This window comes from Streptomyces sp. PH10-H1 (assembly GCF_030063355.1).
GTDB lineage: Bacteria > Actinomycetota > Actinomycetes > Streptomycetales > Streptomycetaceae > Actinacidiphila.
The window spans coordinates 48216-71524 of record NZ_JASISZ010000043.1 but is presented as its reverse complement, the minus strand read 5'-3'; the positions used below and the strand labels follow the sequence as shown (position 1 = coordinate 71524).

20 protein-coding genes and 1 pseudogene are annotated in these 23309 nt (G+C 71.0%); 8 read left to right on the top strand and 13 right to left on the bottom strand.

All coding sequences use genetic code 11. From position 1 onward, the window contains the following. The coding region (locus tag QMK24_RS24595) for a homocysteine S-methyltransferase family protein (RefSeq protein ID WP_283468920.1) at positions 1–446 on the bottom strand (446 nt) is incomplete at its 3' end. A 166-nt stretch (positions 447–612) separates the two neighbouring features. On the opposite strand from QMK24_RS24595, the gene QMK24_RS24590 reads away from it, so the two are divergent. From QMK24_RS24590 to QMK24_RS24575, 4 genes are all read left to right on the top strand, one after another. Then, complete coding sequence (locus QMK24_RS24590; RefSeq protein ID WP_283468919.1) at positions 613–1377, top strand: IclR family transcriptional regulator; 765 nt, start codon at positions 613–615, stop codon at positions 1375–1377. 146 nt (positions 1378–1523) lie between these two features. Beyond that, a complete protein-coding gene (locus tag QMK24_RS24585) occupies positions 1524–2285 on the top strand; it encodes an MIP/aquaporin family protein (protein ID WP_283468918.1) in 762 nt (253 codons plus the stop codon). Between the two features lie 42 nt (positions 2286–2327). Next, on the top strand, positions 2328–3866 hold the full coding sequence (glpK, locus tag QMK24_RS24580; RefSeq protein WP_283468917.1) for a glycerol kinase GlpK: 1539 nt from the start codon (positions 2328–2330) through the stop codon (positions 3864–3866). Positions 3867–3871: 5 nt separating this feature from the next. After that, positions 3872–5482: a glycerol-3-phosphate dehydrogenase/oxidase gene (locus QMK24_RS24575; RefSeq protein WP_283468916.1), complete on the top strand. Its 1611-nt coding sequence runs from the start codon at positions 3872–3874 to the stop codon at positions 5480–5482. 87 nt (positions 5483–5569) lie between these two features. Here the strand turns inward: QMK24_RS24575 and QMK24_RS24570 are convergent, their stop codons facing one another. Further along, complete coding sequence (locus QMK24_RS24570; RefSeq protein WP_283468915.1) at positions 5570–6145, bottom strand: TIGR03086 family metal-binding protein; 576 nt, start codon at positions 6143–6145, stop codon at positions 5570–5572. A gap of 74 nt (positions 6146–6219) precedes the next feature. Between QMK24_RS24570 and QMK24_RS24565 the strand changes: the two genes are divergently transcribed. Continuing rightward, positions 6220–7023, top strand: a complete 804-nt coding sequence (locus tag QMK24_RS24565) for a helix-turn-helix domain-containing protein (protein WP_283468914.1) — start codon at positions 6220–6222, stop codon at positions 7021–7023. A gap of 201 nt (positions 7024–7224) precedes the next feature. Further along, the gene (locus QMK24_RS24560; RefSeq protein ID WP_283468913.1) at positions 7225–7896 is read left to right on the top strand and encodes a FadR/GntR family transcriptional regulator; all 672 of its coding nucleotides are present in this window, start codon (positions 7225–7227) and stop codon (positions 7894–7896) included. 39 nt (positions 7897–7935) lie between these two features. Here the strand turns inward: QMK24_RS24560 and QMK24_RS24555 are convergent, their stop codons facing one another. The 6 genes from QMK24_RS24555 to QMK24_RS24530 are packed head-to-tail and all read right to left on the bottom strand — an operon-like array spanning position 7936 to position 14739. After that, on the bottom strand, positions 7936–8895 hold the full coding sequence (locus tag QMK24_RS24555) for an aldo/keto reductase (RefSeq protein WP_283468912.1): 960 nt from the start codon (positions 8893–8895) through the stop codon (positions 7936–7938). Between the two features lie 46 nt (positions 8896–8941). Next, positions 8942–9979, bottom strand: coding sequence for an ABC transporter permease (locus QMK24_RS24550; protein WP_283468911.1), 1038 nt, complete (start codon positions 9977–9979; stop codon positions 8942–8944). Beyond that, the gene (locus QMK24_RS24545) at positions 9972–11546 is read right to left on the bottom strand and encodes a sugar ABC transporter ATP-binding protein (RefSeq protein ID WP_283468910.1); all 1575 of its coding nucleotides are present in this window, start codon (positions 11544–11546) and stop codon (positions 9972–9974) included. Before QMK24_RS24545 ends, QMK24_RS24550 begins: the two co-directional genes overlap by 8 nt. 2 nt (positions 11547–11548) lie before the next feature. After that, entirely contained in the window at positions 11549–12601 is a 1053-nt protein-coding gene (locus QMK24_RS24540) for a sugar ABC transporter substrate-binding protein (RefSeq protein ID WP_283468909.1), read from the bottom strand. 42 nt (positions 12602–12643) lie between these two features. Further along, on the bottom strand, positions 12644–13426 hold the full coding sequence (locus tag QMK24_RS24535; RefSeq protein WP_283468908.1) for an SDR family NAD(P)-dependent oxidoreductase: 783 nt from the start codon (positions 13424–13426) through the stop codon (positions 12644–12646). Continuing rightward, positions 13423–14739 (bottom strand): L-fuconate dehydratase, encoded by a 1317-nt coding sequence (locus QMK24_RS24530; RefSeq protein WP_283468907.1) that lies wholly within the window; start codon positions 14737–14739, stop codon positions 13423–13425. Before QMK24_RS24530 ends, QMK24_RS24535 begins: the two co-directional genes overlap by 4 nt. Positions 14740–14959: 220 nt before the next feature. Here QMK24_RS24530 and QMK24_RS24525 point away from each other — a divergent pair. Further along, positions 14960–15208: pseudogene (locus QMK24_RS24525) on the top strand (hypothetical protein); the annotation flags it as partial. Positions 15209–15379: 171 nt separating this feature from the next. Further along, positions 15380–16327: a PAC2 family protein gene (locus QMK24_RS24520; protein WP_283468906.1), complete on the top strand. Its 948-nt coding sequence runs from the start codon at positions 15380–15382 to the stop codon at positions 16325–16327. 39 nt (positions 16328–16366) lie between these two features. Here QMK24_RS24520 and QMK24_RS24515 read toward each other — a convergent pair whose 3' ends face one another. The 5 genes from QMK24_RS24515 to QMK24_RS24495 all read right to left on the bottom strand — a co-directional run bounded on the left by QMK24_RS24515 (position 16367) and on the right by QMK24_RS24495 (position 23275). Continuing rightward, complete coding sequence (locus QMK24_RS24515) at positions 16367–19441, bottom strand: NPCBM/NEW2 domain-containing protein (RefSeq protein ID WP_283468905.1); 3075 nt, start codon at positions 19439–19441, stop codon at positions 16367–16369. A 165-nt stretch (positions 19442–19606) separates the two neighbouring features. Further along, entirely contained in the window at positions 19607–20836 is a 1230-nt protein-coding gene (gene mshC, locus QMK24_RS24510; protein ID WP_283468904.1) for a cysteine--1-D-myo-inosityl 2-amino-2-deoxy-alpha-D-glucopyranoside ligase, read from the bottom strand. A 119-nt stretch (positions 20837–20955) separates the two neighbouring features. After that, positions 20956–21858: an SCO1664 family protein gene (locus QMK24_RS24505; protein WP_283468903.1), complete on the bottom strand. Its 903-nt coding sequence runs from the start codon at positions 21856–21858 to the stop codon at positions 20956–20958. Beyond that, positions 21822–22412, bottom strand: a complete 591-nt coding sequence (locus tag QMK24_RS24500) for a DUF3090 domain-containing protein (RefSeq protein ID WP_283468902.1) — start codon at positions 22410–22412, stop codon at positions 21822–21824. Before QMK24_RS24500 ends, QMK24_RS24505 begins: the two co-directional genes overlap by 37 nt. A gap of 158 nt (positions 22413–22570) precedes the next feature. After that, the gene (locus QMK24_RS24495; protein WP_283468901.1) at positions 22571–23275 is read right to left on the bottom strand and encodes a histidine phosphatase family protein; all 705 of its coding nucleotides are present in this window, start codon (positions 23273–23275) and stop codon (positions 22571–22573) included. Positions 23276–23309: the final 34 nt, after the last annotated feature.

Genomic DNA, 23309 nt, shown 5'->3' with positions numbered 1-23309 from the left:
AACACGGCATACGGGGCGTGCCCGAGGGTCGGCAGCTTCGTACCCGGGCCGACCGAACCCAGCACCCAGCGCGGCCGGTCCCTCGTCGCGAAACCGTCCGCGACCTCACGCGCCAACCGGGCACCGGATTCGGCGAGCTCGAAGATGCGCTCGGGGATGTCGTACTCGCCGAGCGCCGCGAGATTGGTGCCGAAGGTATTCGTCTCGACGCAGTCGACACCCGCCGCGAAATACTCCTCGTGCACCGACCGCACAATGTCCGGCCGGGTGATATTGAGGATCTCGTTGCAGCCTTCCAGGTCCTGGAAGTCCTCCAGCGAGGGATCCTGCGCCTGGAGCATGGTGCCCATCGCGCCGTCGGCCACCACCACCCGGGTGGCGAACGCCTGACGCAGAGCGTCGGCTCGGGCTTGGCTGGCGGGCGTGGAGGAGGACTGCGAGGCCATGGATGTTCTCCCAGAAGTGCGACGGCTGTCGGCTTTACGTGCCCGGCCAGGGTAGCCCGCGTACCGCTCGGGCCTCGAAAGAGTTCCGAGGGGTGGACGAAGGTGTCAGAATCGTCTCTGAGACTATGGAGTTCGACAATGTCGAACGACTTGCGGAGGTTTCTGGATGCCCGGACCGATTCAGTCGCTGGCCAGGGCGGCCGCGATCCTACGGTTGCTGGCCGGCGGCGCGCGCCGTCTGGGCCTGTCGGACATCTCCTCCTCCCTCGGCCTGGCCAAGGGGACCGCGCACGGAATCCTGCGCACCCTCCAGCAGGAGGGCTTCGTCGAGCAGGACGCGGCGTCAGGAAAGTACCAGCTGGGCGCCGAACTGCTGCGGCTCGGGAACAGCTATCTGGATGTGCACGAGCTGCGGGCCCGCGCCCTGGTGTGGACCGACGACCTGGCCCGGTCCAGCGGCGAGGCCGTCTATCTGGGGGTGCTGCACCAGTCGGGCGTGCTGATCGTGCACCACGTCTTCCGCCCCGACGACAGCCGCCAGGTGCTGGAGGTGGGCGCCATGCAGCCGCTGCACAGCTCGGCGCTGGGCAAGGTGCTGGCGGCGTTCGACCCGGTCGCGCACCGCCAGGCCGCCGAGAACGAGCGGCTCGTGCTCACCCCGCACACGATCACGGACCCGGCCGGGTTCGAGGACGTGCTGGAGGTCGCCAGGACCCGGGGCTGGGCCGCCGACCTGGAGGAGACGTGGGAGGGCGTGGCCTCGGTCGCCGCGCCCATCCTCGACCGGCGGCGGATGCCGGTCGGTGCGGTGGGGATCACGGGCGCGGTGGAGCGGGTCTGCGAGGGCGGCGAGATCCAGGCGCGGCTGGTGGCGGCGGTCCGCGACTGCGCCCGCGCCGTGTCGCGCGACCTGGGCGCGGGACGTTTCTAAAGTCCTCGGTCACGATCTGGAGTCCTGGGTCTCAACCTCTTGACGGGAAAGTTGTTAAAGAGAAAACTGCCGTTCGGCGGTCGACATTGTCGAACACCGGACGGGACCCGGTCCGCCTGATTGGACGTACGAACAAGGGAGTCGCGGTGTCCAACAGCCATATCTTCTTCGGCGAAACCATAGGTACCGCCGTGCTCATCCTGCTGGGCGGTGGCGTCTGCGCCGCCGTCACGCTCAAGAGTTCCAAGGCCCGCAACGCGGGATGGCTCGCCATCACCTTCGGCTGGGGCTTCGCGGTACTCACCGCGGTGTACATCTCCTCCAGCCTCTCGGGGGCGCACCTCAACCCGGCCGTCACGGTCGGTATCGCCGTCAAGACGGGCGAGTGGAGCCATGTGCCGCTCTACATAGCAGGCCAGCTGGTCGGCGCGATGATCGGCGCTGCGCTGGTCTGGGTGGCCTACTACGGACAGTTCCAGGCGCACATGGATGACCAGGAGCTGGCTCCCGAGCTCGGACCCGACAGCGGCCCGGCCGGACCGGTCCTCGGCATCTTCTCCACCGGCCCCGAGATCCGGAACACCGTGCAGAACCTCGCCACCGAGATCATCGGCACCGCCGTTCTCGTCCTGGCGGTCCTCACCCAGGGCCTGACGCCGGCCCTCACACTGTCCGGAACCGGCGCCCTGATCACCGCTCTGGTGGTCGTCGGAATCGGTCTGTCACTCGGAGGGCCCACCGGCTACGCGATCAACCCGGCTCGTGACCTCGGTCCGCGTATCGTGCACAGCCTTCTGCCGCTGCGCAACAAGGGCGGCTCCGACTGGGGCTACGCCTGGATCCCCGTCGTCGGCCCGCTCGTCGGCGCCGTTCTGGCGGGCGGCCTGTACCGGCTGGCCTTCGCGTAACCCATCCTGTCCGACCGACGCAGACCCCTTGAGGAGCACATCGTGACCGACGCACACACCGACGCACACACCGCCGGGCCCTTCATCGCCGCGATCGACCAGGGCACCACGTCCAGCCGCTGCATCGTCTTCGACCGGGACGGCCGCATCGTCTCCGTCGACCAGAAGGAACACGAGCAGATCTTCCCGAAGCCGAGCTGGGTCGAGCACGACGCCTCGGAGATCTGGACCAACGTCCAGGAAGTCGTCGCGAGCGCCATCGACAAGGCGGGCATCACCGCCGCCGACGTCAAGGCGATCGGCATCACCAACCAGCGCGAGACCACGGTTCTGTGGGACAAGACGACCGGCGAGCCGGTGCACAACGCCATCGTCTGGCAGGACACCCGCACCGACGTGCTCTGTCGCGAGCTGGGCCGCAACGTCGGCCAGGACCGGTTCCGCCGCGAGACCGGCCTTCCGCTGGCGAGCTACTTCGCCGGCCCCAAGGCCCGCTGGCTGCTGGACAACGTCGAGGGCCTGCGGGAGCGCGCCGAGCGCGGCGAGATCCTCTTCGGCACCATGGACAGCTGGGTCATCTGGAACCTGACCGGCGGTCCGGACGGCGGCGTGCACGTCACCGACGTCACCAACGCCTCCCGCACCATGCTGATGAACCTCCACACCCTGCAGTGGGACGAGAAGATCTGCGAGTCCATCGGTGTCCCGATGACGATGCTCCCGGAGATCCGTTCCTCCTCCGAGGTCTACGGCACCACCGCCGCCGGTGTGCTGGCCGGTGTGCCGGTCGCCTCCGCGCTCGGTGACCAGCAGGCCGCCCTGTTCGGCCAGACCTGCTTCGAGGAGGGCGAGGCCAAGTCGACGTACGGCACCGGCACCTTCCTGCTGATGAACACCGGCCACAAGGCCGTCAACTCCTACAACGGGCTGATCACCACCGTCGGCTACCGCATCGGCGACCAGAAGCCCGTCTACGCCCTTGAGGGTTCCATCGCCGTCACCGGTTCGCTGGTGCAGTGGATGCGCGACCAGATGGGCATCATCAAGAGCGCCGCCGAGATCGAGACGCTGGCCAGCTCCGTCGAGGACAACGGCGGCGCGTACTTCGTGCCCGCCTTCTCCGGTCTGTTCGCCCCGTACTGGCGCGACGACGCCCGCGGTGTGATCGCCGGGCTGACGCGTTACGTGACCAAGGCGCACCTGGCCCGCGCGGTGCTCGAGGCGACCGCCTGGCAGACCCGCGAGATCGTCGACGCGATGAGCAAGGACTCCGGCGTCGAGCTGGCCGCGGTCAAGGTCGACGGCGGCATGACCTCCAACAACCTGCTGATGCAGACCATCGCGGACTTCGTGGACGCCCCCGTCGTCCGTCCGATGGTCGCCGAGACCACCTGCCTGGGCGCCGCCTACGCCGCCGGTCTCGCCGTCGGCTTCTGGCCCGACACCGACGCACTGCGCGCCAACTGGCGCCGGGCCGCCGAATGGACCCCCCGGATGGACGCGGACAAGCGCGACCGCGAGTACAAGAACTGGCTCAAGGCCGTCGAGCGGACCATGGGCTGGATCGAAGAGGAGAACTGATCAGAATGTCTTCCACCCTGCAGAGCGTCCCCACCCTGGGGACGCACCCGACCGCCGGCACCGACCCCAGCCGTTCCGAGACCCGGGAGCTGCTCAGCCACGCCACGTACGACCTACTGGTGATCGGCGGCGGCATTCTCGGCACCTCGGTCGCCTGGCACGCCGCGCAATCCGGGCTGCGGGTCGCGATGGTGGACGCCGGCGACTTCGCCGGCGCCACCTCGTCGGCTTCCTCCAAGCTCGTCCACGGCGGGCTGCGTTACCTGCAGACCGGTTCGGTCAAGCTGGTCGCCGAGAACCACCACGAGCGGCGGGTGCTGGCCAAGGACGTGGCTCCGCACCTGGTCAACCCGCTCACGTTCTACCTGCCGGTGTACAAGGGCGGCCCGCACGGCGCCGCCAAACTCGGCGCGGGCGTCTTCGCGTACTCGGCGCTGTCCGGCTTCGGTGACGGCGTCGGCCGGGTCATCTCCCCGGCGAAGGCCGCGGCCGACAACCCCGGGCTGCGTACGGCGAACCTCAAGGCCGTCGCGGTCTACCACGACCACCAGATGAACGACTCGCGGATGGCCGTCATGACGGTCCGCGCGGCCGTCGAGTCGGGTGCCGTGGTGCTGAACCACGCCGAGGTGACGGGGCTGCGCTTCACCCACGGCAAGGTCACCGGCGCCGAGCTGCGCGACCGGCTGGACGGGTCGGAGTTCGGCGTCAGCGCCCGCCTGGTGCTCAACGCCACCGGCCCATGGGTCGACCACCTGCGGACGATGGAGGACAAGGGCTCCTCGCCCAGCATCCGGCTGTCCAAGGGCGCGCATGTGGTGATGAAGCGCAAGGTGCCGTGGAAGGCCGCCATGGCCACCCCGATCGACAAGTACCGCATCACGTTCGCGCTGCCGTGGGAGGACCAGCTGCTGCTGGGCACCACGGACGAGGAGTACACGGGCGACCCGGCGGACGTCCGGGCGACCGAGGCCGACATCCAGCAGATCCTGGACGAGGCCGCGTTCTCCGTACGCGACGAGCACCTGGACCGGGACCTCATCACGTACGCCTTCGCGGGCCTGCGGGTGCTGCCGGGCGGGCCCGGCGGCGTCGAGTCGGCCAAGCGCGAGACGGTCGTCTCCGAGGGCCGCGGCGGGATGCTGTCGGTGGCGGGCGGCAAGTGGACCACCTACCGGCACATCGGCCGCACGGTGATGAACAAGCTCGCGAAGCTGCCCGGCGGGCCGCTCGGCGAGGACATGGAGCCGCAGAAGCTGCTGCCCCGGCGGATGCCGCTGCCCGGCCTCGCCAATCCGAACGCCGTCGCCCACCGGCTGCTGGTGGACCGCGAGCCGGGCATGCGGATGGACCCGCTGACCGCGCGCCACCTCGCGAGCCACTACGGTTCGCTGTCCTTCGACATCGCCCGGCTCGTCAACGAGGACCCCGCGCTCGGTGAGCGGATCCACGAGGACGGACCGGAGATCTGGGCCCAGGTCGTGTACGCCCGCGACCACGAGTGGGCGCAGACGGCGGACGACGTGCTGCGCCGCCGCACCACGCTGACGGTGCGCGGTCTGGACACCGAGGACGTCAGGACCCGGGTCGAGGACATGCTCGCCCGCAGGGCCTGAGCCGTCCGGTACGCCCTGGTCGCGACGGCCGGGTGAGCGGGGATCCCCCGCTCACCCGGCCGTCGCGCTGTGCGTCCGGCTGCTGGATCATGCGCTCCAGTCCGGGTCCCGGCCGGAGAGAGCGAGCGCGCGCTCGAAGTCGGTGGCCGTCGCGGCGATCTCGACGGGTTCGGCGAAGCCCTTGTACTGGCGGAACATCTCGGCCTGCGCCGCGACGGCGGCGAGCACCACCGCGCTGGTCTCCTCATCGGTGCGGAACTCCTGGCCGACCGCCTTCGCGACGTCCCAGCCGTGCAGCACCATCTCCAGCAGCAGCATCGCGGCGATATCGGCGGCGGGCATCTCCGCGCCGCCCATGTCGATGCCGCCCTCCCACGCCTCGGGCCTCGCCCAGGCGGCGAGGGCCCGGTCGAGCTGGGCGGCGTACGCCTCGGCCCATGCGGGGTCCGCGGTGAAATCGTGCTCGGTGAGCTCCTCGGGAAGGGTCGTGCGCAGGGCGCGGTGCTCCAGGCCGTGGGAGGTGTAGAGCACCCAGTGGTTGATCAGCGTGCGCGCGTCGAACTCGGCGCACGGGGTCGGCGCGGTGAGCTGTTCGGGCTTGATGGTGCGGGCGATGCGAGCGGCTTCTTCGGCGCTGCGCGCCAGGTGCGGATACAGGTTCATGGATCTCACGGTAGAACCGCGGGCGGGGCCCGTATTGAACAAACGCGACAGCTCACAGCCCCTAGGCTGGCCGTATGACGACCCCTGGGATGGGGCGGGGAGTGCTCCGTCCAGCCGTGGCGGCGACCAAGTTCGAGCTGCTGCGGGAGGAACCGGGCGCGGCCGCGGCTCCGTACGTGGAGTTCTACTGGATGGTGCGCTGGGACCTGCGCGGGCAGCCGCCGCACGAGCAGAAGGTCCTCTCGCACCCGAATGTGCACCTGGTCTTCGAGGCGCCCGCGACCGCGGTCTACGGGGTGCAGCGCGGGGTGTTCACCCGGGTGCTGCGCGACCGCGGCCAGGTGCTGGGCATCAAGTTCCGGCCCGGCGGCTTCCGTCCCCTGCTGGGCTCGCCGGTCGCGGACCTCGCCGACCGGGCGGTGCCCGCCACGGAGCTGTTCGGGCCCGCCGTCACCGAGGCGGAGCGGACGATCCTCGGGGCGTCCGACGTATCCGCCATGGTCGCCACGGCCGAAACCTTCCTCCTGAGCCTGCTGCCGGACCCGGACGCCGCCCCTGATCCGGTCACGGCGGAGGTCGCGGCCATGGTCGACCGGATCACCGCGTCCCCGGCGCTGTTCCGCGTGGACCAGGTCGCCGACGAGCTCGGGGTGTCGGTCCGCAGGCTCCAGCGGCTCTTCGCAGAACACGTCGGCGCCAGCCCCAAGTGGGTGCTGCGCCGGGCCCGCCTCCACGAGGCCGCCGCCCGCGCCGACCAGGGCGTCGGCATCGACTGGGCCGCCCTCGCCGCCGACCTCGGCTACAGCGACCAGGCCCACCTCACCAGGGACTTCACCGCCACGGTGGGCGCCCCGCCGGCCCGCTACGCGGGCGCGTAGCGCAGTGAAGTCAGCCCGTCCGGCGATTGAGGACGAACCGACTGCCCGGCGGACCCGGCGAACCAATGCGGCACTCACGAACCCTGGCCCGGCAGAAGCGTCGGCATGAAGTCCGCACAGCGGCCCCTGCGGGGGCATAATGGCCGCATACATCGGAGGTCTGGCGGCGGCTAGCGGGACCAGGACAGGGGGAGGTCGCTGATGGCGGTCACCGACGAGGCGATCGAGAAGATCAAGGAAATGATCGTCTCAGGGGCGCTGCGGCCCGGCGACCGGCTTCCGAAGGAGAGCGAGCTCGCCGCGGAGCTGGGGCTGTCGCGCAATTCGCTGCGGGAGGCGGTGCGGGCGCTGTCCCTGATCCGGATCCTGGATGTGCGCCAGGGCGACGGCACCTATGTGACGAGCCTGGATCCGCAGCTGCTGCTGGAGGCGATGAGCTTCGTGGTGGACTTCCACCGCGACGACACCGTGCTCGAATTCCTGGCCGTCCGGCGGATCCTGGAGCCGGCCGCGACCGCGATGGCGGCCCTGCGGATCCCCGAGCAGGAGCTCGACGCGCTCCAGGGGAAGCTGGACGCGCTGGGCCCCGACCCCTCGGTCGAGGAACTGGTCGCCTCCGACCTGGAGTTCCACCGCGGCATCGTGCAGGCGTCGGGGAACTCGGTGCTCTGCTCGCTGCTCGACGGGCTGTCCGGGCCGACCACCCGGGCCCGGGTCTGGCGCGGGCTCACCCAGCAGGACGCGGTGAGCCGCACCCTCCACGAGCACCAGGCGATCCTGTCCGCGCTGCGCGACCGCGACGCGGAGGCCGCCCGCTCCTGGGCGACCGTGCACATCGCCAGCGTCGAGCAGTGGCTGCGCTCCACCCTCTGAGCCCCGCCCTCTGAGCCGAAGGCGGCGGCCGGACAGGCCCTACCCCGGCAGCGGGATGTCCTCGTCGAGCAGGCCGCGTTCGACGAGCGCGGGCCACAGCGCGGCGGGGATCCCGTACGAGAAGAGCGCGGCGTTGTCCCGGACCTCGTCCGGGCTCGCCGCGCCGACCACGGCGGAGACCACCGCCGGATGCCCGAAGGGGAAGCGCAGCGCGGCGGCCCTCAGCGGAACGTCGAATTCCGCGCAGACGGCGGCGATGTCGAGGGCGCGGCGCACCAGTTCCGGCGGCGCGGCCGCGTAGTTGTACGGGGCGCCCGGCCGGGGGTCGGCGAGCAGCCCGGAGTTGTAGACCCCGCCGACCACGACTGCGGTGGAGCGCGCGACGCACACCGGCAGGAGGTCGTCGTAGGCGGTGCGCTCCAGCAGGGTCCAGCGGCCGGCGCAGAGCACCACGTCGACATCGAGGTCGGCGACGAGCCGGGCCAGTACGCCGCTGTCGTTCATCCCGAAGCCGATGGCCCCCACCAGCCCCTCGTCGCGCAGCGCTGCGAGCGCGGGGAAGCCGGTCGCGTAGACCTCCTCCAGGTGGTTCTCGACGTCGTGGAGGTAGACGATGTCGGCGGTGTCCGTGCCGAGCCGCTCCAGAGAGCCCTCCAGCGTGGCCCGGATCCCGTCGGCGGTGAAGTCCCATTCACGGGCGCGGGCGGGGGTGTCGACGAAGCCCTGGCCGTCGGTCCGCTCCCCCGCTCCCAGGGGGCGCAGCCGGCGGCCGACCTTGGTGGACAGGACGTACGAGGAGCGCTCCCGACCGGCGAGCGCCCGGCCGAGGCGTTCCTCCGACAGGCCGAGACCGTAGTGCGGGGCAGTGTCGAGGTAGCCGCAGCCGAGGTCGAGGGCGGCCGCCGTGACGGCGGCCGCGGTCTCCTCCGGCATGGCCCGGTACAGATTGCCCAGCGGCGCGCAGCCGAGGCCGAGACGCGGAAGTACGGGAACGGGCACGGTGCCGGTCCCTCCTCTCAGTCCTGTTCAACCCTGTTCGGTCCTGTCAGTCCTGCTTCTCGCCGCTGGCGAAGCGGGAGATGATCAGGGCCACGATGATGATGGCGCCGTTGAGGAACTGGTTCCACAGCGGGGGCACCCCGCCGAGGGTCATGACGTTGACGACGAGCTGGAGGGTGAGCACCCCGGTCAGCGCGCCGAAGAGCGTGCCGCGCCCGCCGTTGAGGCTGACGCCTCCGATGACGGTGGCGGCGAACACCTGGAAGATCCAGCCGTTGCCCTGGCTGGCCGACACCGAGCCGTAGTGGCCGGTGTAGAGGATCCCGGCGAACGCGGCGAGCAGCCCGCCGAGTCCGAGCACGATCCAGGTGATGCGGTCCACGCGGATACCGGCGGCGCGCGCCGCCTCGGTGTTGCCGCCGATCGCGTACAGCGCGCGTCCGTGCCGCAGATACCCGAGCGCGAGGCCGCCGGCCGCGAAGAGCACCAGGCAGATCCAGATGGCGGCGGGCGCCCCGAACCAGGAGGCCTTGCCGAGGTAGGCGAAGGACTCCGGCACATTGACGATCGACTTGCCCTCGGCGACGCCGATCTGGAGGCCGCGCAGCATGGTGAGCATCCCGAGCGTGGCGATGAATCCGTTGACCCGGAGCTTGAGGATCAGGAAGCCGTTGACGGCGCCGATCACCACTCCGACCGCCAGGCACACCGGGATCGCGGTCCAGGACGGCAGGACCCCCAGGCCGTGGAAGGTCGCGGGCCCGGTCGAGGGCAGGACGAGCCACATGGCGATGACCGGGGCCACGCCGATGGTGGATTCCAGCGACAGGTCCATGCGTCCGCTGATGAGGATGAGCGCCTCGGCGAGCACCAGCAGGCTCAGCTCGGTGGACTGCTGGGCGACGCCGATGAGGTTGTCGGAGGTGAGGAAGGCCGGCGAGACGATGAAGCCGATCACGCACAGCACGAGGAGTACCGGGATCAGCGACAGGTCCCGGTAGCGGGCCAGCTGGAAGCCCACGCCCCCCGTCCGGCGCGGTACGGCCTTGTCCAGATCGGCGGTCAGCTGGGTGGTGTCACTCATCGTGGTCTCCCTTACGGCCGCCCGGGTTCACAGGCAGTCCTTCCATCGCGGAGACCACGTCCCGGTCGGTCCATCCGCTGTCGAACTCGGCGATCACCTGCCCGTGGAACAGGGCCAGGACGCGGTCGCAGACCCGCAGGTCGTCCAGCTCGTCGGAGACGATGACCGCGGCGTTCCCGCTGTCCGCCACCTCCCGTACGACACCGAGCAGCGAGTCCTTGGACTTGACGTCGACGCCCGCGGTGGGCCTGATCGCCACCAGCACCCGCGGTTTCCTGGCCAGCGCCCGGGCGATGACGACCTTCTGCTGATTGCCGCCGGACAGATCCGAGACCGACTGGCCGGGTCCCGAGGTCTTGATGTCCAGCGAGTCGATCATCGACTGCGCGAAGTCCCGGGTGCGGGACGGCAGTACGGTGCCGTACGGGCCGAGCTGGTCGGTAACGGTGAGGGTCGCGTTCTCCGCGACGCTGCGGCCCAGGACCAGGCCCTGCCGGTGCCGGTCCTCCGGCACGTAGCCGATGCCGGCGCCGAGCGCGTGCGGCACGCTCCCGGGCCGTACGGTCTCGCCCGCGACGACGGTGCGGCCCGCGGTGGGTTTGCGCAGCCCCACCAGGGTCTCCCCCAGCGCCGTGTTGCCGCTGGCGGTCGCCCCCGCCAGGCCGAGCACCTCGCCGGGGCGCACGGTGAAGTCGATCGCCCGGTACACGCCCTCCAGCGCCAGCCCTTCGGCGCGCAGCACGGGCTCGGCGTCCCGCCGCAGCGCGTCGCCCGCCCGCCAGGCCGCGACCGCCCGTACGGCGTCCCCGGTCATCGCCTGCACCAGATCGGCCTTGCTCAGGTGCGCGACGGGCGCGGTGAGCACATGCCGGGCGTCACGGTAGACGGTGACGGTGGTGCACAGGTCGTACACCTCCTGCAGATGGTGGGAGATGAACAGGAAGGCGACGCCCTGCCGCTGGAGCTCGCGCAGCCGGGCGAAGAGCCGCTCGATGCCGGCCGCGTCGAGCTGGGCGGTCGGCTCGTCGAGGATGATGAAGCGGGCGCCGAAGGACAGCGCCCTCGCGATCTCGACGAACTGCCGCTGCTCCACGGTCAGATCCTTGGCGCGCGCCGCCGGATCGACCTCGACGCCGTACTCCGCGAGCAGGCCGCGGGCCCGCTCGCGGAGTTTCGGCCAGCGGATGCGGCCTTCGCCGAACCGGTTCAGGAAGAGGTTCTCGGCGACGGTCAGATCCGGGACGACCATGGACTTCTGGTAGACGCAGGCGACCTTCGACTGCCAGGCGGCGGTGTCCCCGAACGCGGGCGCCGGCTCGTCCTGGAAGGCGACGGAGCCCGCGTCCGGGGCGTGCAGCCCGGTCAGTACGGAGACCAGGGTGGACTTGCCCGCGCCGTTGCGGCCGACGAGCGCGTGGGACTCGCCGGCCTCGACGGTCAGCCGCACCCGGTCGAGCGCGACGGTCGGGCCGAAGCGCTTGACGACGCCCTCCGCATGCACGGCGGGTGCCCGGACCCCGGCGGGCGCTCCGGTGTCCGGTGCTCCCGTGGCTGGTGCTTCGGACATCGTCAGCTCTTTCCGAGCTGGTTGGCCCAGAGCTTGGCGTCGTCCACATTGCTCTTGGTGACGAGCGGGGCGGGCAGCTGGTCCTCGAGACCGTTGGGGATCTTGATGATGGTGGAGTCGTGGTCGGTCGGGCCGGGCTGGAACATCTTGCCGTCCAGGGCCGACTTCGCGTAGAACAGCGCGTACTTGGCGTACAGGTCGGCGGGCTGCGAGACCGTCGCGTCGATCTTGCCCTCGCGGATCGCCTTCAGCTCCTCGGGGATCCCGTCGTTGGAGATGATCGTGATGTGGCCCGCCGTGCCGGCCGGCTTGAGCAGGTGCTTCTGCTCCAGCAGCGCGAGGGTGGGCTGCAGGAAGACACCGCCGGCCTGCATGTAGATGCCGTTGATGTCCGGGTCGGAGGCGAGGGTGGCCTGAAGCTTGGAGGAGGCTACGTCGCCCTTCCAGTCGGTGGCCAGCTCGATGACCTTGATGTTCGGGAACTTCTCCTTCATACAGGCGGCGAACGCCTCGGAGCGGTCCCGGCCGTTGATGGAGTCGAGCGCGCCCTGGAATTCGACGGCCTTGCCCTTGCCCGCGAGCTGCTGGCCGAGGTATTCGCACGCCTTCTGCCCGTACGCCTTGTTGTCGGCGCGGACCACCATGTAGACGTCTCCCTTGTCGGGGCGGGTGTCGACGCTGATGACGGGGATCTTCTTGCTCGCCAGCCGTTCCAGGGTGGAGGCGATGGCGCCGGTGTCCTGCGGGGCCATCACCACGGCCTTGGCGCCCTGGTCGGTGAAGGTCTGCGCGTTGGCGACGAGCTTGGTGATGTCGTTCTGCGAATTGCTCCGCGGCAGGGCGGAGACGACCCCGTCCTTGACGCCCTTCTCGATGTACTGCTGATAGGAATTCCAGAAGTCGCTGTCCGCGCGCGGCAGGTCGATACCGACCTTGCCCGAGGTACCCGCTTTGTCGTCGCTGCCGCGATTGCAGCCGGCGACGGCGGTGACCGCGAGGAGTACGGCGCACGCCGCGACGGCGGTGCCAGTGAGAGAACGCTGCCGCAGTCTCATCGTCGAGTCCTGCCCTTCATGGTGTGTAGCGGCTCGGGTTGCTCAGGGGGTGGGGCGAATGCGCAGTCCGTGCATGCCTCCGTCGACGGCCAGCGCCGTCCCGGTGACGCTCGCGGCGGCGGGGCTCGCCAGATAGACGATGGCCGCCGCCACCTCGTCGGCGGAGACGAGGCGTCCCAGCGGTTGCCGGGCGTTCAGTGCGGCCCGCTCGGCGGCCGGGTCCTCGGCCTGGTCGAGGAGCCTGCCGACCCAGGGGGTGTCGGCGGTGCCGGGATTCACGCAGTTGACGCGTACGCCCTCGCGGACGTGGTCGGCGGCCATAGCCAGCGTCAGCGAGAGCACCGCGCCCTTGCTGGCGCTGTACAGGGCGCGCTGCTGGAGTCCCGCGGTGGCCGCGATGGAGCAGGTGTTGGTGATGGACACGCAGCCGGGCCGGCCGGCCGCCGCGGCCCGCAGATGGGGCAGCGCGGCCCGCGCGGTACGCATCATGCCCAGGACATTGATGTCCAGCACACGGTGCCATTCCTCGTCCTCGTTGTCCTCCACGGTGCCGATCGCGCCGATCCCCGCGTTGTTGACGAGGATGTGGAGGCCGCCGAGCCGTTCGACGGCCTCGGCGACGGCGGCACGTACAGCGGAGTCGGAGCTGACGTCCGCGGTGACCGCCACGGTGCCGGGCGGCGCCCCCGCCGGGTCGCGGTCCAGGACGGCGACGCGCGCGCCGCGCGCGGTGAGCAGCGCGGCGGTGGCGGCGCCGATGCCGGAGGCGCCGCCGGTGACGAGGGCGGTGAGTCCCTGCAGGTCACGGTGCGGGGTGTCGGTCACGGGTTTCCCTCCTGTCGGGCCTGCCAGACCGGGCCGTCCGGATAGCGGTGGTCGGCGATGGACCGGGCTTTCATCCGGGCGGAGAAGCCCGGGGCGGCGGGGGCGCGGTAGCGGCCGTGGTCGATGACGACGGGGTCCTCGAAGTGTTCATGGAGATGGTCCACATATTCGATGACCCGGTCGTCCCAGCTTCCGGAGACGGCAACGTAGTCGAACATCGCCAGATGCTGCACCAGTTCGCACAGGCCGACACCGCCCGCGTGCGGGCAGACCGGCACCCCGAACTTGGCGGCGAGCAGCAGGATCGCGATGTTCTCGTTGACCCCGGCGACGCGGGCCGCGTCGATCTGGACGAAGTCCACGGCCCCGGCCTGGAGCAGCTGCTTGAACACGACACGGTTGGCGACGTGTTCGCCGGTGGCGACCTTGACGGGCTGGCCGGCGCGGACCGCGGCGTGCGCGAGGATGTCGTCGGGGCTGGTGGGTTCCTCGATCCAGTACGGGTCGTAGACGGACAGGGCCTTCATCCACTCCAGCGCGGCGGACACGTCCCAGCGCTGGTTGGCGTCGACGGCGATGCGGATGCCGGGGCCGACGGCCTCGCGGGCGATGCGCATCCGCCGCAGGTCGTCGTCGAGATCGGCGCCGACCTTGAGCTTGATCTGGTGGAAGCCGTCGGCGACGGCCTCCTTCGACAGCCGGGCGAGCTTCTCGTCGGAGTAGCCGAGCCAGCCGGGCGAGGTGGTGTACGCGGGGTAGCCCCGCTCGCGCAGCAACGCGGCGCGCCCGGCCCGGCCGGGTTCGGCGGCGCGGAGGATGTCCAGCGCCTCCTCGCGGGTCAGCGCGTCCGTCAGATAGCGGAAGTCGACCATGTCGACGAGCTGTTCCGGGCTCATCGAGGCGAGGAACTCCCAGACGGGCCGGCCGGCCCGCTTGGCGGCCAGGTCCCAGGCCGCGTTGATGACGGCGCCGGCGGCCATATGCATGACGCCCTTCTCCGGGCCGAGCCAGCGCAGCTGCGAGTCATGGGTCAGCTCTCGGTGGAACCCACCAAGATCGCCGGTGATACTGTCCACGCTCCGGCCCAGTACATAAGGTCGCAGTGAGCGGATCGCGGCGGCGGTGACATCGTTGCCGCGGCCGATCGTGAAGCAGAAGCCATGCCCTTCCAGGCCGTCGGGGTCATCGGTGCGGAGCACCACGTAGGCGGCGGAGTAGTCGGGGTCGGGGTTCATGGCGTCCGAGCCGTCGAGCTGCTCCGAGGTCGGGAAGCGTATGTCGTGGACGTCGACCTCGGTAATCGTCGGACTCATGCACACCCCCGTCGTGAGACATCGGATCTTTTTTCGAACATCCGATGTATAGCGTCGAAAACCTCGGGAAGTCCAGGGGTTGGCGGAACTTTGTGGAAGACAGATCGGATGTCTCGGGAGAGACTCCTGAGATGGCTGCGTCGTGGGGCACTGGTGACCGCTCTTGTGGTTCTTGTGCCGACAGTGGCGGTGGCCATCGCCCTGCGGCTCGAATACGCCGCAGACCGCGCTCGCCCTGGTGGCCACCCCGGCCACCACCGATCTGATCATCGGATTGCCCGGATACCACACCAGCACCGCGGGTCATCTCCCTTCCGCCGAGACCGTCACGGCCGCCGTACGCGGTGCCCGACTGGGTCTGGCCAGGCACGACAGGGACCGGCAGAGCTTCGGTGTGGCCCTCTATGTGGACTTCGCCGCGACCCCCGGCGACTGGACCGCCTACCGGTTCGGATGGGGCGGATGGTGAGGGGACGGTGAGTCGATGGTGACCGGACGCGTACGTCCGATGACCGTGGGGATCATCCTGGTACGAGGGCTGCGGAGAGGGCCTCCGTAAGCCGTAGGCTGGTCCCGCACTTACACGAACAGCAGCCGGCAGGGGACGGCACCACCCCCTCCGGCCGGAAGGAGGCGCTGGGTGATCGAGCTCGAGGGAGTACCCGAGCTGATCGACCCGGTCATGGTGGCCGCGTTCGAGGGCTGGAACGACGCCGGCGACGCAGCCTCCACCGCGGTCGGCCACATGGACCGGGAATTCAAGGGGGAAGTCTTCGCGGCACTGGACGCCGAGGACTACTACGACTTCCAGGTCAACCGGCCGACCGTCTGGCTGGACGCCGGGGTCCGCAAGATCACCTGGCCGACCACCCGGCTGTCGGTGGTCCGCGTCCAGAACCCCCGGCCCCGTGACCTCGTCCTGGTCCGCGGCATAGAGCCGAGCATGCGCTGGCGCTCGTTCTGCAACGAGATCCTGGGCTTCGCCCATGAACTCGGCGTGGAGATGGTCGTCGTCCTGGGCGCGCTGCTGGGCGACACCCCGCACACCCGTCCGGTACCGGTCACCGGCGTGACCTCCGACGCGGACCTGGCCGTCGCCCTCAACCTGGAGGAATCCCGCTATGAGGGCCCGACCGGAATCGTCGGCATCCTCCAGGAGGCGTGCACCCACGCGGGCATCCCGGCGGTCAGCCTGTGGGCCGCCGTCCCGCACTATGTGTCGCAGCCGCCGAACCCCAAGGCGACGCTCGCCCTCCTCAACCGCCTGGAGGACCTGCTCGACGTGCGGATCCCGCTCGGCGAACTGCCGGAGGACGCGCGCGCCTGGCAGGTCGGGGTGGACCAGCTCGCGGCCGAGGACAGCGAGGTCGCCGAGTACGTCCAGACGCTGGAGGAGGCCCGCGACACCGTCGAACTGCCGGAGGCGTCGGGCGAGGCCATCGCCAAGGAGTTCGAGCGCTATCTGCGGCGGCGCGACCCCGACACGGGCGAGGCCCATCCCTATCTCAGGGACACCTCCTCGGGCCCGCACCCCTCGCGGGGCGGCGCCAAGGACGAGCCCGAGGCGGACGACTCCGACGACGAGTGAGGGGTCGGGGACCGGGCCCGGCCATTTCCGCCAACGGCGTCAGGCGCAGGTGAACTTCGCCGCGGCCCAGTCCCCGTGGTCACCGCTCTTGGAGCCGTTGGTGTCGGTGATCCGCAGATGGACGTGGCGCGCCCCGGCGAGCGGTACGTCCACCGGCACGGTCGCCGAAGCGCCCGTCACCGCGGGCGAGGTCCACAGCACCTTGCCGTCGGCCTCGAGGGAGAAGGCCACCTCCCCGTAGCCGTTGATCTCGTCGTCGATCCCGGCGTCCGCGGTGAAACGGGTGCAGCGCCCGCCGGTGTAGACCTCGATGTCGGAGTCGGCATGGGCGCCGATCCCCTTGGCGTAGACCGTCCCGGCCAGGGTGAGCGGATGGCCGTCCGCGGCGCCCGACTCCCCGTTGCTGCGGTCGCGTTCCGGCGGACCCCAGCCGTTCACGGCGTTCAGCCACACCATGTCGCTCGCCCAGGTGTCGGCCGTCGGCGGCTGCGGCATCGCGGAAACCGCGAACGGCTGTGCCACCGCCCGGTCCCGACCGGCCGACCGGTACGCGGCGGTGGCCGTGAGAACGGTCTCCCGCGGCGGGGCGCCCTGCGGCGGCGTGAGGCCGACCTGGACCCGCCGGGTCGTCCCGGCCGGAATCCGGTCGACCGGAGCGGGCGCGGACACGGTCCAGCCGGCCGGCGCCGAAAGCGTCACGTGGACGCCGGTCGCGTCACGGCTGCCCGCCGTCACATCCACGGGCACCGTCCCCGGTACGCCCGCGCCGACCTCCTGGCCGGAGGGCGAGGCCACGACGGCAGCGGCGCCCGGCACCTTGCCGCCGATCGCACTGGCCCCCAGCAGCCGCAGCCGGAACGCCTTCGCGGTGCTCAGCGAGGCGGTCTTGACCTGGACCACGCCGCCGCGGTCGGCGGCGTCGTACCACCAGCCGCGCGTGGCGACGTCGAAGGCGGCCTTGGAGGTGTACTTGGGCAGCGCCGTCCCGTCCAGCAGCAGACCGGACGGGGAATCGCCGGTGTGCACGGTGAACCGGTAGGGGCGCGCGGTCTGCTTGCCCTGGAAGGTTCCGGCACTGGTGCCGACATCGACCGTCACCTCTCCCGCCCCGGAGGCCGGGGCACGGACGGTGACCTTCTGCTGCGCGTACTGCCCGGCGCGGTGCCGCCGGGTGACGCCGTCGTCCTCGTACAGCGTGAAGGACGAGGTGCCCTGCGGGTACACGTCCCAGACCAGCGGCGAGGACGGCGTACGGTCCTGGTACGACCTGATGCCGGGCCACATCGGCACGGCGGCACCGGCCTTGACGAACAGCGGCAGCGTGCCCAGTGGCGCGCTGTAGCCGTTGACCGTGGTCGGCCCCTGGTAGATGCGGCCGGTCCAGTAGTCGGTCCAGGCGCCCTTGGGCAGATAGATGCCGTCGCGGACCGCGCTGTCCTGGTAGACCGGCGCCACCAGGAAGTCCTCGCCGGACAGGAATTCGTACTTCGCGGCGTCGGAGGCCGCCTTCGGGTCGTCCGGGTACTCCAGCGCGAGCGGCCTGACCTGGCCGACACCGGTGCGGTTCGCCTCGGCGGCGTAGGAGTACGCGTAGGGCAGCAGTGACTCCTTGAGCTTGAGGTACTGCCGGTTGATCGAGGTGTACGGCTCCCCGTACTGGTAGGGCTGCTTGTCGCTCGCCGCCCAGCCGTCCATCGTCATCACGGCCGGCAGGAAGGACTTCCACTCCAGGTCGCGGGTGTAGGTCTTGGGGCTGCCGCCGAAGATCCCGTCCACGTCACCGGAGGTGTAGGCGAGGCCGGACATCGTGGCGCCCGCGTACGTCGGGATCTGCCAGCGGATGTACTCCCAGCTGCCGGACTGGTCGCCCGACCACTGCACGCCGCAGCGCTGCGCGCCCGACCAGCTCTCCGGGGCCCAGGTGAAGCCGCGGGCGTCGCTGTTGTCCTCGATGCCCTTGTAGGCGTCCTTGCAGCCGTCGAGGGCGAACTTGTATCCGGCGCCGACCCAGGCCACATCGAGCTTGGCGATCCGCTGGCCGGCCTTGACCTGGGCGGCGAGGTCCGCGATGCCGTCCTGGGTCCACAGACCCGTCTTCATCTTGCGGTCCTGGAGGCCGGCGGAGGTCTGCGGGAGGTTCTCGTAGCCGCAGCCGTAGCCGTCGTTGACGAGCATCCAGCCGTTCGGCATGTCGTTCTTGACGTAGTCGTCGGCCACCTTGAGGGAGTCCAGGGTGTGGCGCTCGCCCCGGTTGGCGTTGTGCAGATAGCAGTCGGAGTCGCCGACTTCGAGCCCGTAGACGGGTGGCAGGAAGGGACGGCCGGTCAGCTTGGTGTACTGGCCGATGACGTCCTTGGCCGACGGTCCCGCGAAGTAGTACGCGTCGAAGCGGTTCTCCTGCTCGGTCGTCGCCACCGGGTCGGTGAAGGCGTACGTACCCGGCGCGTACGTATTGCGGAAGACCCCGTAGCCGGCCGAGGACAGGTAGAACGGGACGGAGTTGGGGTGCCCGCCGTCGTTCCAGTTGTCGTCGGCGCCGACCTCGACGGTCTTGCCGCGGTGCGAGGTATTGCCGCGCCCGTTCTGCATGCCGGCGCCGTAGAACTGCTCGGCGGCGCCGCGCTCCAGGGTCTGGGTGGTCTTCGCGCCGTCCCAGGTCAGGCCCTTGGACTCGGCCCAGACCTTGGTGCCGTCGGCGCGGTACAGGGCGAAGCGCAGCGGGGACTTGTACGCGCGCAGGGTCACCTTGGACGTCCGCAGTTCATAGCGGTCGCCCGCGTCGCGCCAGCCGGTGGCGGGCGCCGCGCCCTGCGGCAGGACGATGTCGGTGCCCGTGGGATCGGTGAACTTCCCGTCCGGGGCCAGCTCGACGCGGAACATGTCGGTGGACACGAAGCTGACCCGGACCTCTGCTCGGCCCGCGGTCAGGTGGTAGACGGGCCCGTCCGCGGCGAATCCCGTGAGGTTTCCCACGGTCTGCGCCACGCCGGCGGCCGGCGCGGCAGCTCGTCCGGCCTGGCCGGCCTGCGCGCTGCCGACCGGTCCGGCCACGGCCGCCGCCAGCCCCAACAGGGCGGCGATGAGCGCTGCTCTGATACGTGTTGGTGTTCGCATGGCCGTGTGTCTAGTCCCGATGGCACGTTCATGACCATGGACTGGTAGTGACGGATTGATGGACTTCCGTCACACCGGTCACACGCATGGGGGCGGCCGGACGCGCATCGGCCGGGGCCGCGCCGATGACGCGACCCCGGCCCCAAGGACCTCCGCGCGCCGTCGTTACAGCGCGACGCCCAGCAGCGCGTCCACCGCGCGGGAGACGACGCCGGGCGCTCCTTCGTCGGTACCGCCCGTGGCGGCCTGCGAGACGGCCCAGCGGTCCACCGCGGCGAGCGCGGCCGGCGCGTCCAGGTCGTTCGCGAGTGCCTCGCGGATCTCCTCGACGAGCGCCTCGGCCGACGGCCCGTCGGGGCGGGAGACCGCCGCGCGCCAGCGGGCGAGGCGGTCGACGGCCTCGGCCAGCACGCCGTCGGTCCACTCCCAGTTCGCCCGGTAGTGGTGCGCGAGGAGGGAGAGCCGGATCGCGGCCGGGTCGACCCCGTCACGGCGCAGCTGGGAGACGAAGACCAGGTTGCCCTTGGACTTCGACATCTTCTCGCCGTTCAGGGCAACCATGCCGGCGTGCACGTACGCCTTGGCCATCGGGAACTCGCCGGTGAGCACTTGGGCGTGCGAGGCGCCCATATCGTGGTGCGGGAAGGCGAGGTCGGAGCCGCCGCCCTGTACGTCGAAGCCCATGCCGAGGTGGTCGAGCGCGATGGCGACACACTCGATGTGCCAGCCGGGGCGGCCCCGGCCGAGGGTGGCGCCGTCCCAGCTCGGCTCGCCCTCACGCGCGGCCATCCACAGCATCGGGTCCAGCGGGTTCTTCTTGCCGGGGCGGTCCGGATCGCCGCCGCGCTCGGCGGACAGGATCCGCATCGCGGTCGCGTCCAGGTGCGAGACCTGTCCGAAGTGCGGGTCGGAGTCGACCGAGAAGTAGGTGTCGCCGCCCAGTTCGTAGGCCGCGCCCATCTCCCGGAGCCGTTCCACCAGCGGGACGATCCCGGGTATGGCTTCGACAGCGCCGATGTAGTGGTCCGGGGGGAGCATCCGCAGGGCCGTCATGTCCTCGCGGAAGAGGGCGGTCTCCCGCTCGGCGAGCGCGGTCCAGTCGTCGCCGTTGGCGATGGCCCGCGCCAGGAGCGGATCATCGACGTCGGTGACGTTTTGGACGTACTGCACCTGGCGCTTCGTATCGAGCCACACGCGCTGCACGAGGTCGAACGCGTTGTACGTAGCCGCGTGCCCCATGTGGGTGGCGTCGTAGGGGGTGATCCCGCAGACGTAGATGCGGGCGGCCGGACCGGGGTCCAGGGTTACCGGGCCACCGGTCGCGGTGTCGTGGAGGCGGAGGTCGCGGCCACTGCCGGAGAGGGCAGGGACGTCGGAAGCGGGCCAGGCATACATGTCATGAGCGTAACCGGACGTGGGTTCCGGAAACGAACCGGACGGTCTTGACTTTCGCCCGCCGCGCGGTGTGGTCCAACCCCGGTCGGGGCGGGCAGCATGACGGAGCGGGCGGGGCCCTAGACGGGCGGCCAGGGAATCGCGGGCCACTGCCCGCTCGGCCGCGGGTAGCGGCCGGTCCGCAGCAGCTCCGCCACCCGGGTGCTCACCGCCGCCACCTCGGCGCTGGTGAGCAGTTCGCCCAGCCGGCGGCCCAGCTCGCCCTCCAGGGCGGCGGCGAGGCGCCGGAGCGCCGCGACGGCCTCGTCCGGCAGCGGCTCGTCCGCCCAGCCCCACAGGAGGGTGCGCAGCTTGTCGTCGGTATGGAACGCGATCCCGTGGTCGATTCCGTAGAGCCGGCCGTCCGGTGCCGGCAACAGGTGGCCGCCCTTGCGGTCGGCGTTGTTGATCACGGCGTCGAGGACGGCGAGACGGCTCAGCCGCGGATCGTCGGCGTGCACCAGGAGCGCGGTGCGGCCTTCGCCCACCTCGGCGCGCACGACCGGCTTCCAGCCTGGTCCCGGCTCGGCCTCCTCGACCAGGGCCAGCAGTTCCACACCCTCGTCGGCCGCCTCGATCCACAGCTGGACCATGCCCTCGCCGTACGGGCCGTCGCGCAGCACGGTGGGCGGGACGAGCCCCCAGCCGGTGGCCTCGGAGACCAGGTACGCGGCCACCTCGCGCTCGGCGAGGGTGCCGTCGGGGAAATCCCACAGCGGGCGCTCGCCGGCGACCGGCTTGTACACGCACTCGGCCTTCCGGCCGTCGTACTCGACCTCGCAGTACAGGACGGCGTTGGAGGCGTCGCGGAGCTGCCCGCGCACCGTCAGCTCACCGCGCGTGAGGAGCTCCACGGCGTCCTGGACGACCTGCGCGGCATCCTGCCCGTCGGCCGCGCCGGTATCGCCGGTCCTGTCGGCCCCGCCGTCAGTGCCGGTCGCGCCGGTCAGGCTCCTCGCCGGTACCCGTTCTGGCGCGGGCATACATGTCCTTCCGGGTCCAGGGGCAGGCTGCACAGCGGGCACGGCGGGCGGCCGGCGGAGACCACGCCCAGAGCCCGCTTCGCGAAGGACCGGGCCTGTGCGCCGGTGAGGTGGACCCGCAGCAGCGGAGGGCCGTTCTCATCGTCCTCCCGCAGCTCCTCGGCCGCTTCGAGGGCGGCGGCGTCGGCGTCGGGCTCGACCTCGACCAGTGCCTGGGCCTCCAGGACCATGCGCTCCTGGGTGCTGTCCCAGGCCAGCGCCATGGTGCCGACCCGGAACTCCTCCTCGACGGGGCTGTCGAGCGGCGCGGTGTCGGCCAGTTCGCTCGGCGCGACAGCGGGCACGACGGTGCTGCCGCCGGTGCGCCGGACGACCTCGTCCAGCAGCTCGTCGATCCGTTCGGCCAGCGCCGCGACCTGTGTCTTCTCGAGGGCGACGCTGGTGGTGCGGCCGGCGCCGGTCGCCTGCAGGAAGAAGATGCGCTGGCCCGGCTCACCGACCGTGCCGGCGACGAACCGGTCCGGCTGTTCGTAGAAGAAGACCTGACGGGGCACGTCCTGCTCCGTTTGCTCGACTGTGCGGTTGCTCGACTATGGGTGTGCTCAGCTGTCGGTGTGCCCAGCTGTGGGTCTGTCCGGCTGTTCGGCGGCCGCCGGTCACTCGTTCGCTTCCGGTGACCGCTGCCGGTCCACCACCCTACTGCGGAAGCTGATCACGGTGTGCCCGTGCCGCCACCGACCACCGCGTCTCCGGCCGCGCCGGCTTCCCCCGCGGACTCGGCGGGCGCGAGCCCGGTGAGGTCCCCGGTGTCACCGAGCCGCAGCAGGAACGGCCGGTACGCGGTGTAGCGGATCGCGGTGACAGAACAGGGGTCGACGGCGATCCGCTGGAAGAGGTCGAGGTGCATGCCGAGGGCGTCCGCGGCGATCGCCTTGATGATGTCCCCGTGCGAGCACACGGCGTACACCGCGTCCGGGCCGTGGGTCTCCTCGATCCTGGCGTTCCAGTCCCGTACGGCGCCGACGGCGCGGGCCTGCATGCCCCGCAGCGACTCCCCGTCGGGGCCGGGGAAGACGGCCGCGGACGGGTGGCGCTGGACGGTGGCCCACAGCGGTTCATCGGCGAGCTCGACGAGCTTGCGGCCGGTCCAGTCGCCGTAGTGGCATTCGCCGATCCGGTCGTCGGTGTGGACGCGCAGCTCGGGGCGGGTGTCCAGCATGGGCTGGATGGTCTCCTGGCAGCGCTGGAGCGGGCTGGTGACGACGGCGGCCAGCGGCAGCACGGCCAGCCGGGCGGCGAGCACGGTGGCCTGGGCACGGCCGCTGTCGTCCAGGGCGATGCCCGGGCTCCAGCCGGCCAGCACTCCGTCGGCGTTGGCGGTGGACCGCCCGTGGCGGACAAGGATCACGGTGGGCATGCCGCCAGCCTACGTCGGTGGTATGACTTCGCCG

Bases quoted from the DNA above. Each gene is read 5' to 3' on its own strand.
- QMK24_RS24590 (WP_283468919.1), top strand. From the start codon at position 613: ATGCCCGGACCGATTCAGTCGCTGGCCAGGGCGGCCGCGATCCTACGG.
- QMK24_RS24575 (WP_283468916.1), top strand. From the start codon at position 3,872: ATGTCTTCCACCCTGCAGAGCGTCCCCACCCTGGGGACGCACCCGACC.
- QMK24_RS24570 (WP_283468915.1), bottom strand. From the start codon at position 6,145: ATGAACCTGTATCCGCACCTGGCGCGCAGCGCCGAAGAAGCCGCTCGC.
- QMK24_RS24565 (WP_283468914.1), top strand. From the start codon at position 6,220: ATGACGACCCCTGGGATGGGGCGGGGAGTGCTCCGTCCAGCCGTGGCG.
- QMK24_RS24560 (WP_283468913.1), top strand. From the start codon at position 7,225: ATGGCGGTCACCGACGAGGCGATCGAGAAGATCAAGGAAATGATCGTC.
- QMK24_RS24550 (WP_283468911.1), bottom strand. From the start codon at position 9,979: ATGAGTGACACCACCCAGCTGACCGCCGATCTGGACAAGGCCGTACCG.
- QMK24_RS24545 (WP_283468910.1), bottom strand. From the start codon at position 11,546: ATGTCCGAAGCACCAGCCACGGGAGCACCGGACACCGGAGCGCCCGCC.
- QMK24_RS24540 (WP_283468909.1), bottom strand. From the start codon at position 12,601: ATGAGACTGCGGCAGCGTTCTCTCACTGGCACCGCCGTCGCGGCGTGC.
- QMK24_RS24530 (WP_283468907.1), bottom strand. From the start codon at position 14,739: ATGAGTCCGACGATTACCGAGGTCGACGTCCACGACATACGCTTCCCG.
- QMK24_RS24515 (WP_283468905.1), bottom strand. From the start codon at position 19,441: ATGCGAACACCAACACGTATCAGAGCAGCGCTCATCGCCGCCCTGTTG.
- mshC (WP_283468904.1), bottom strand. From the start codon at position 20,836: ATGTATGCCTGGCCCGCTTCCGACGTCCCTGCCCTCTCCGGCAGTGGC.
- QMK24_RS24505 (WP_283468903.1), bottom strand. From the start codon at position 21,858: ATGCCCGCGCCAGAACGGGTACCGGCGAGGAGCCTGACCGGCGCGACC.
- QMK24_RS24495 (WP_283468901.1), bottom strand. From the start codon at position 23,275: ATGCCCACCGTGATCCTTGTCCGCCACGGGCGGTCCACCGCCAACGCC.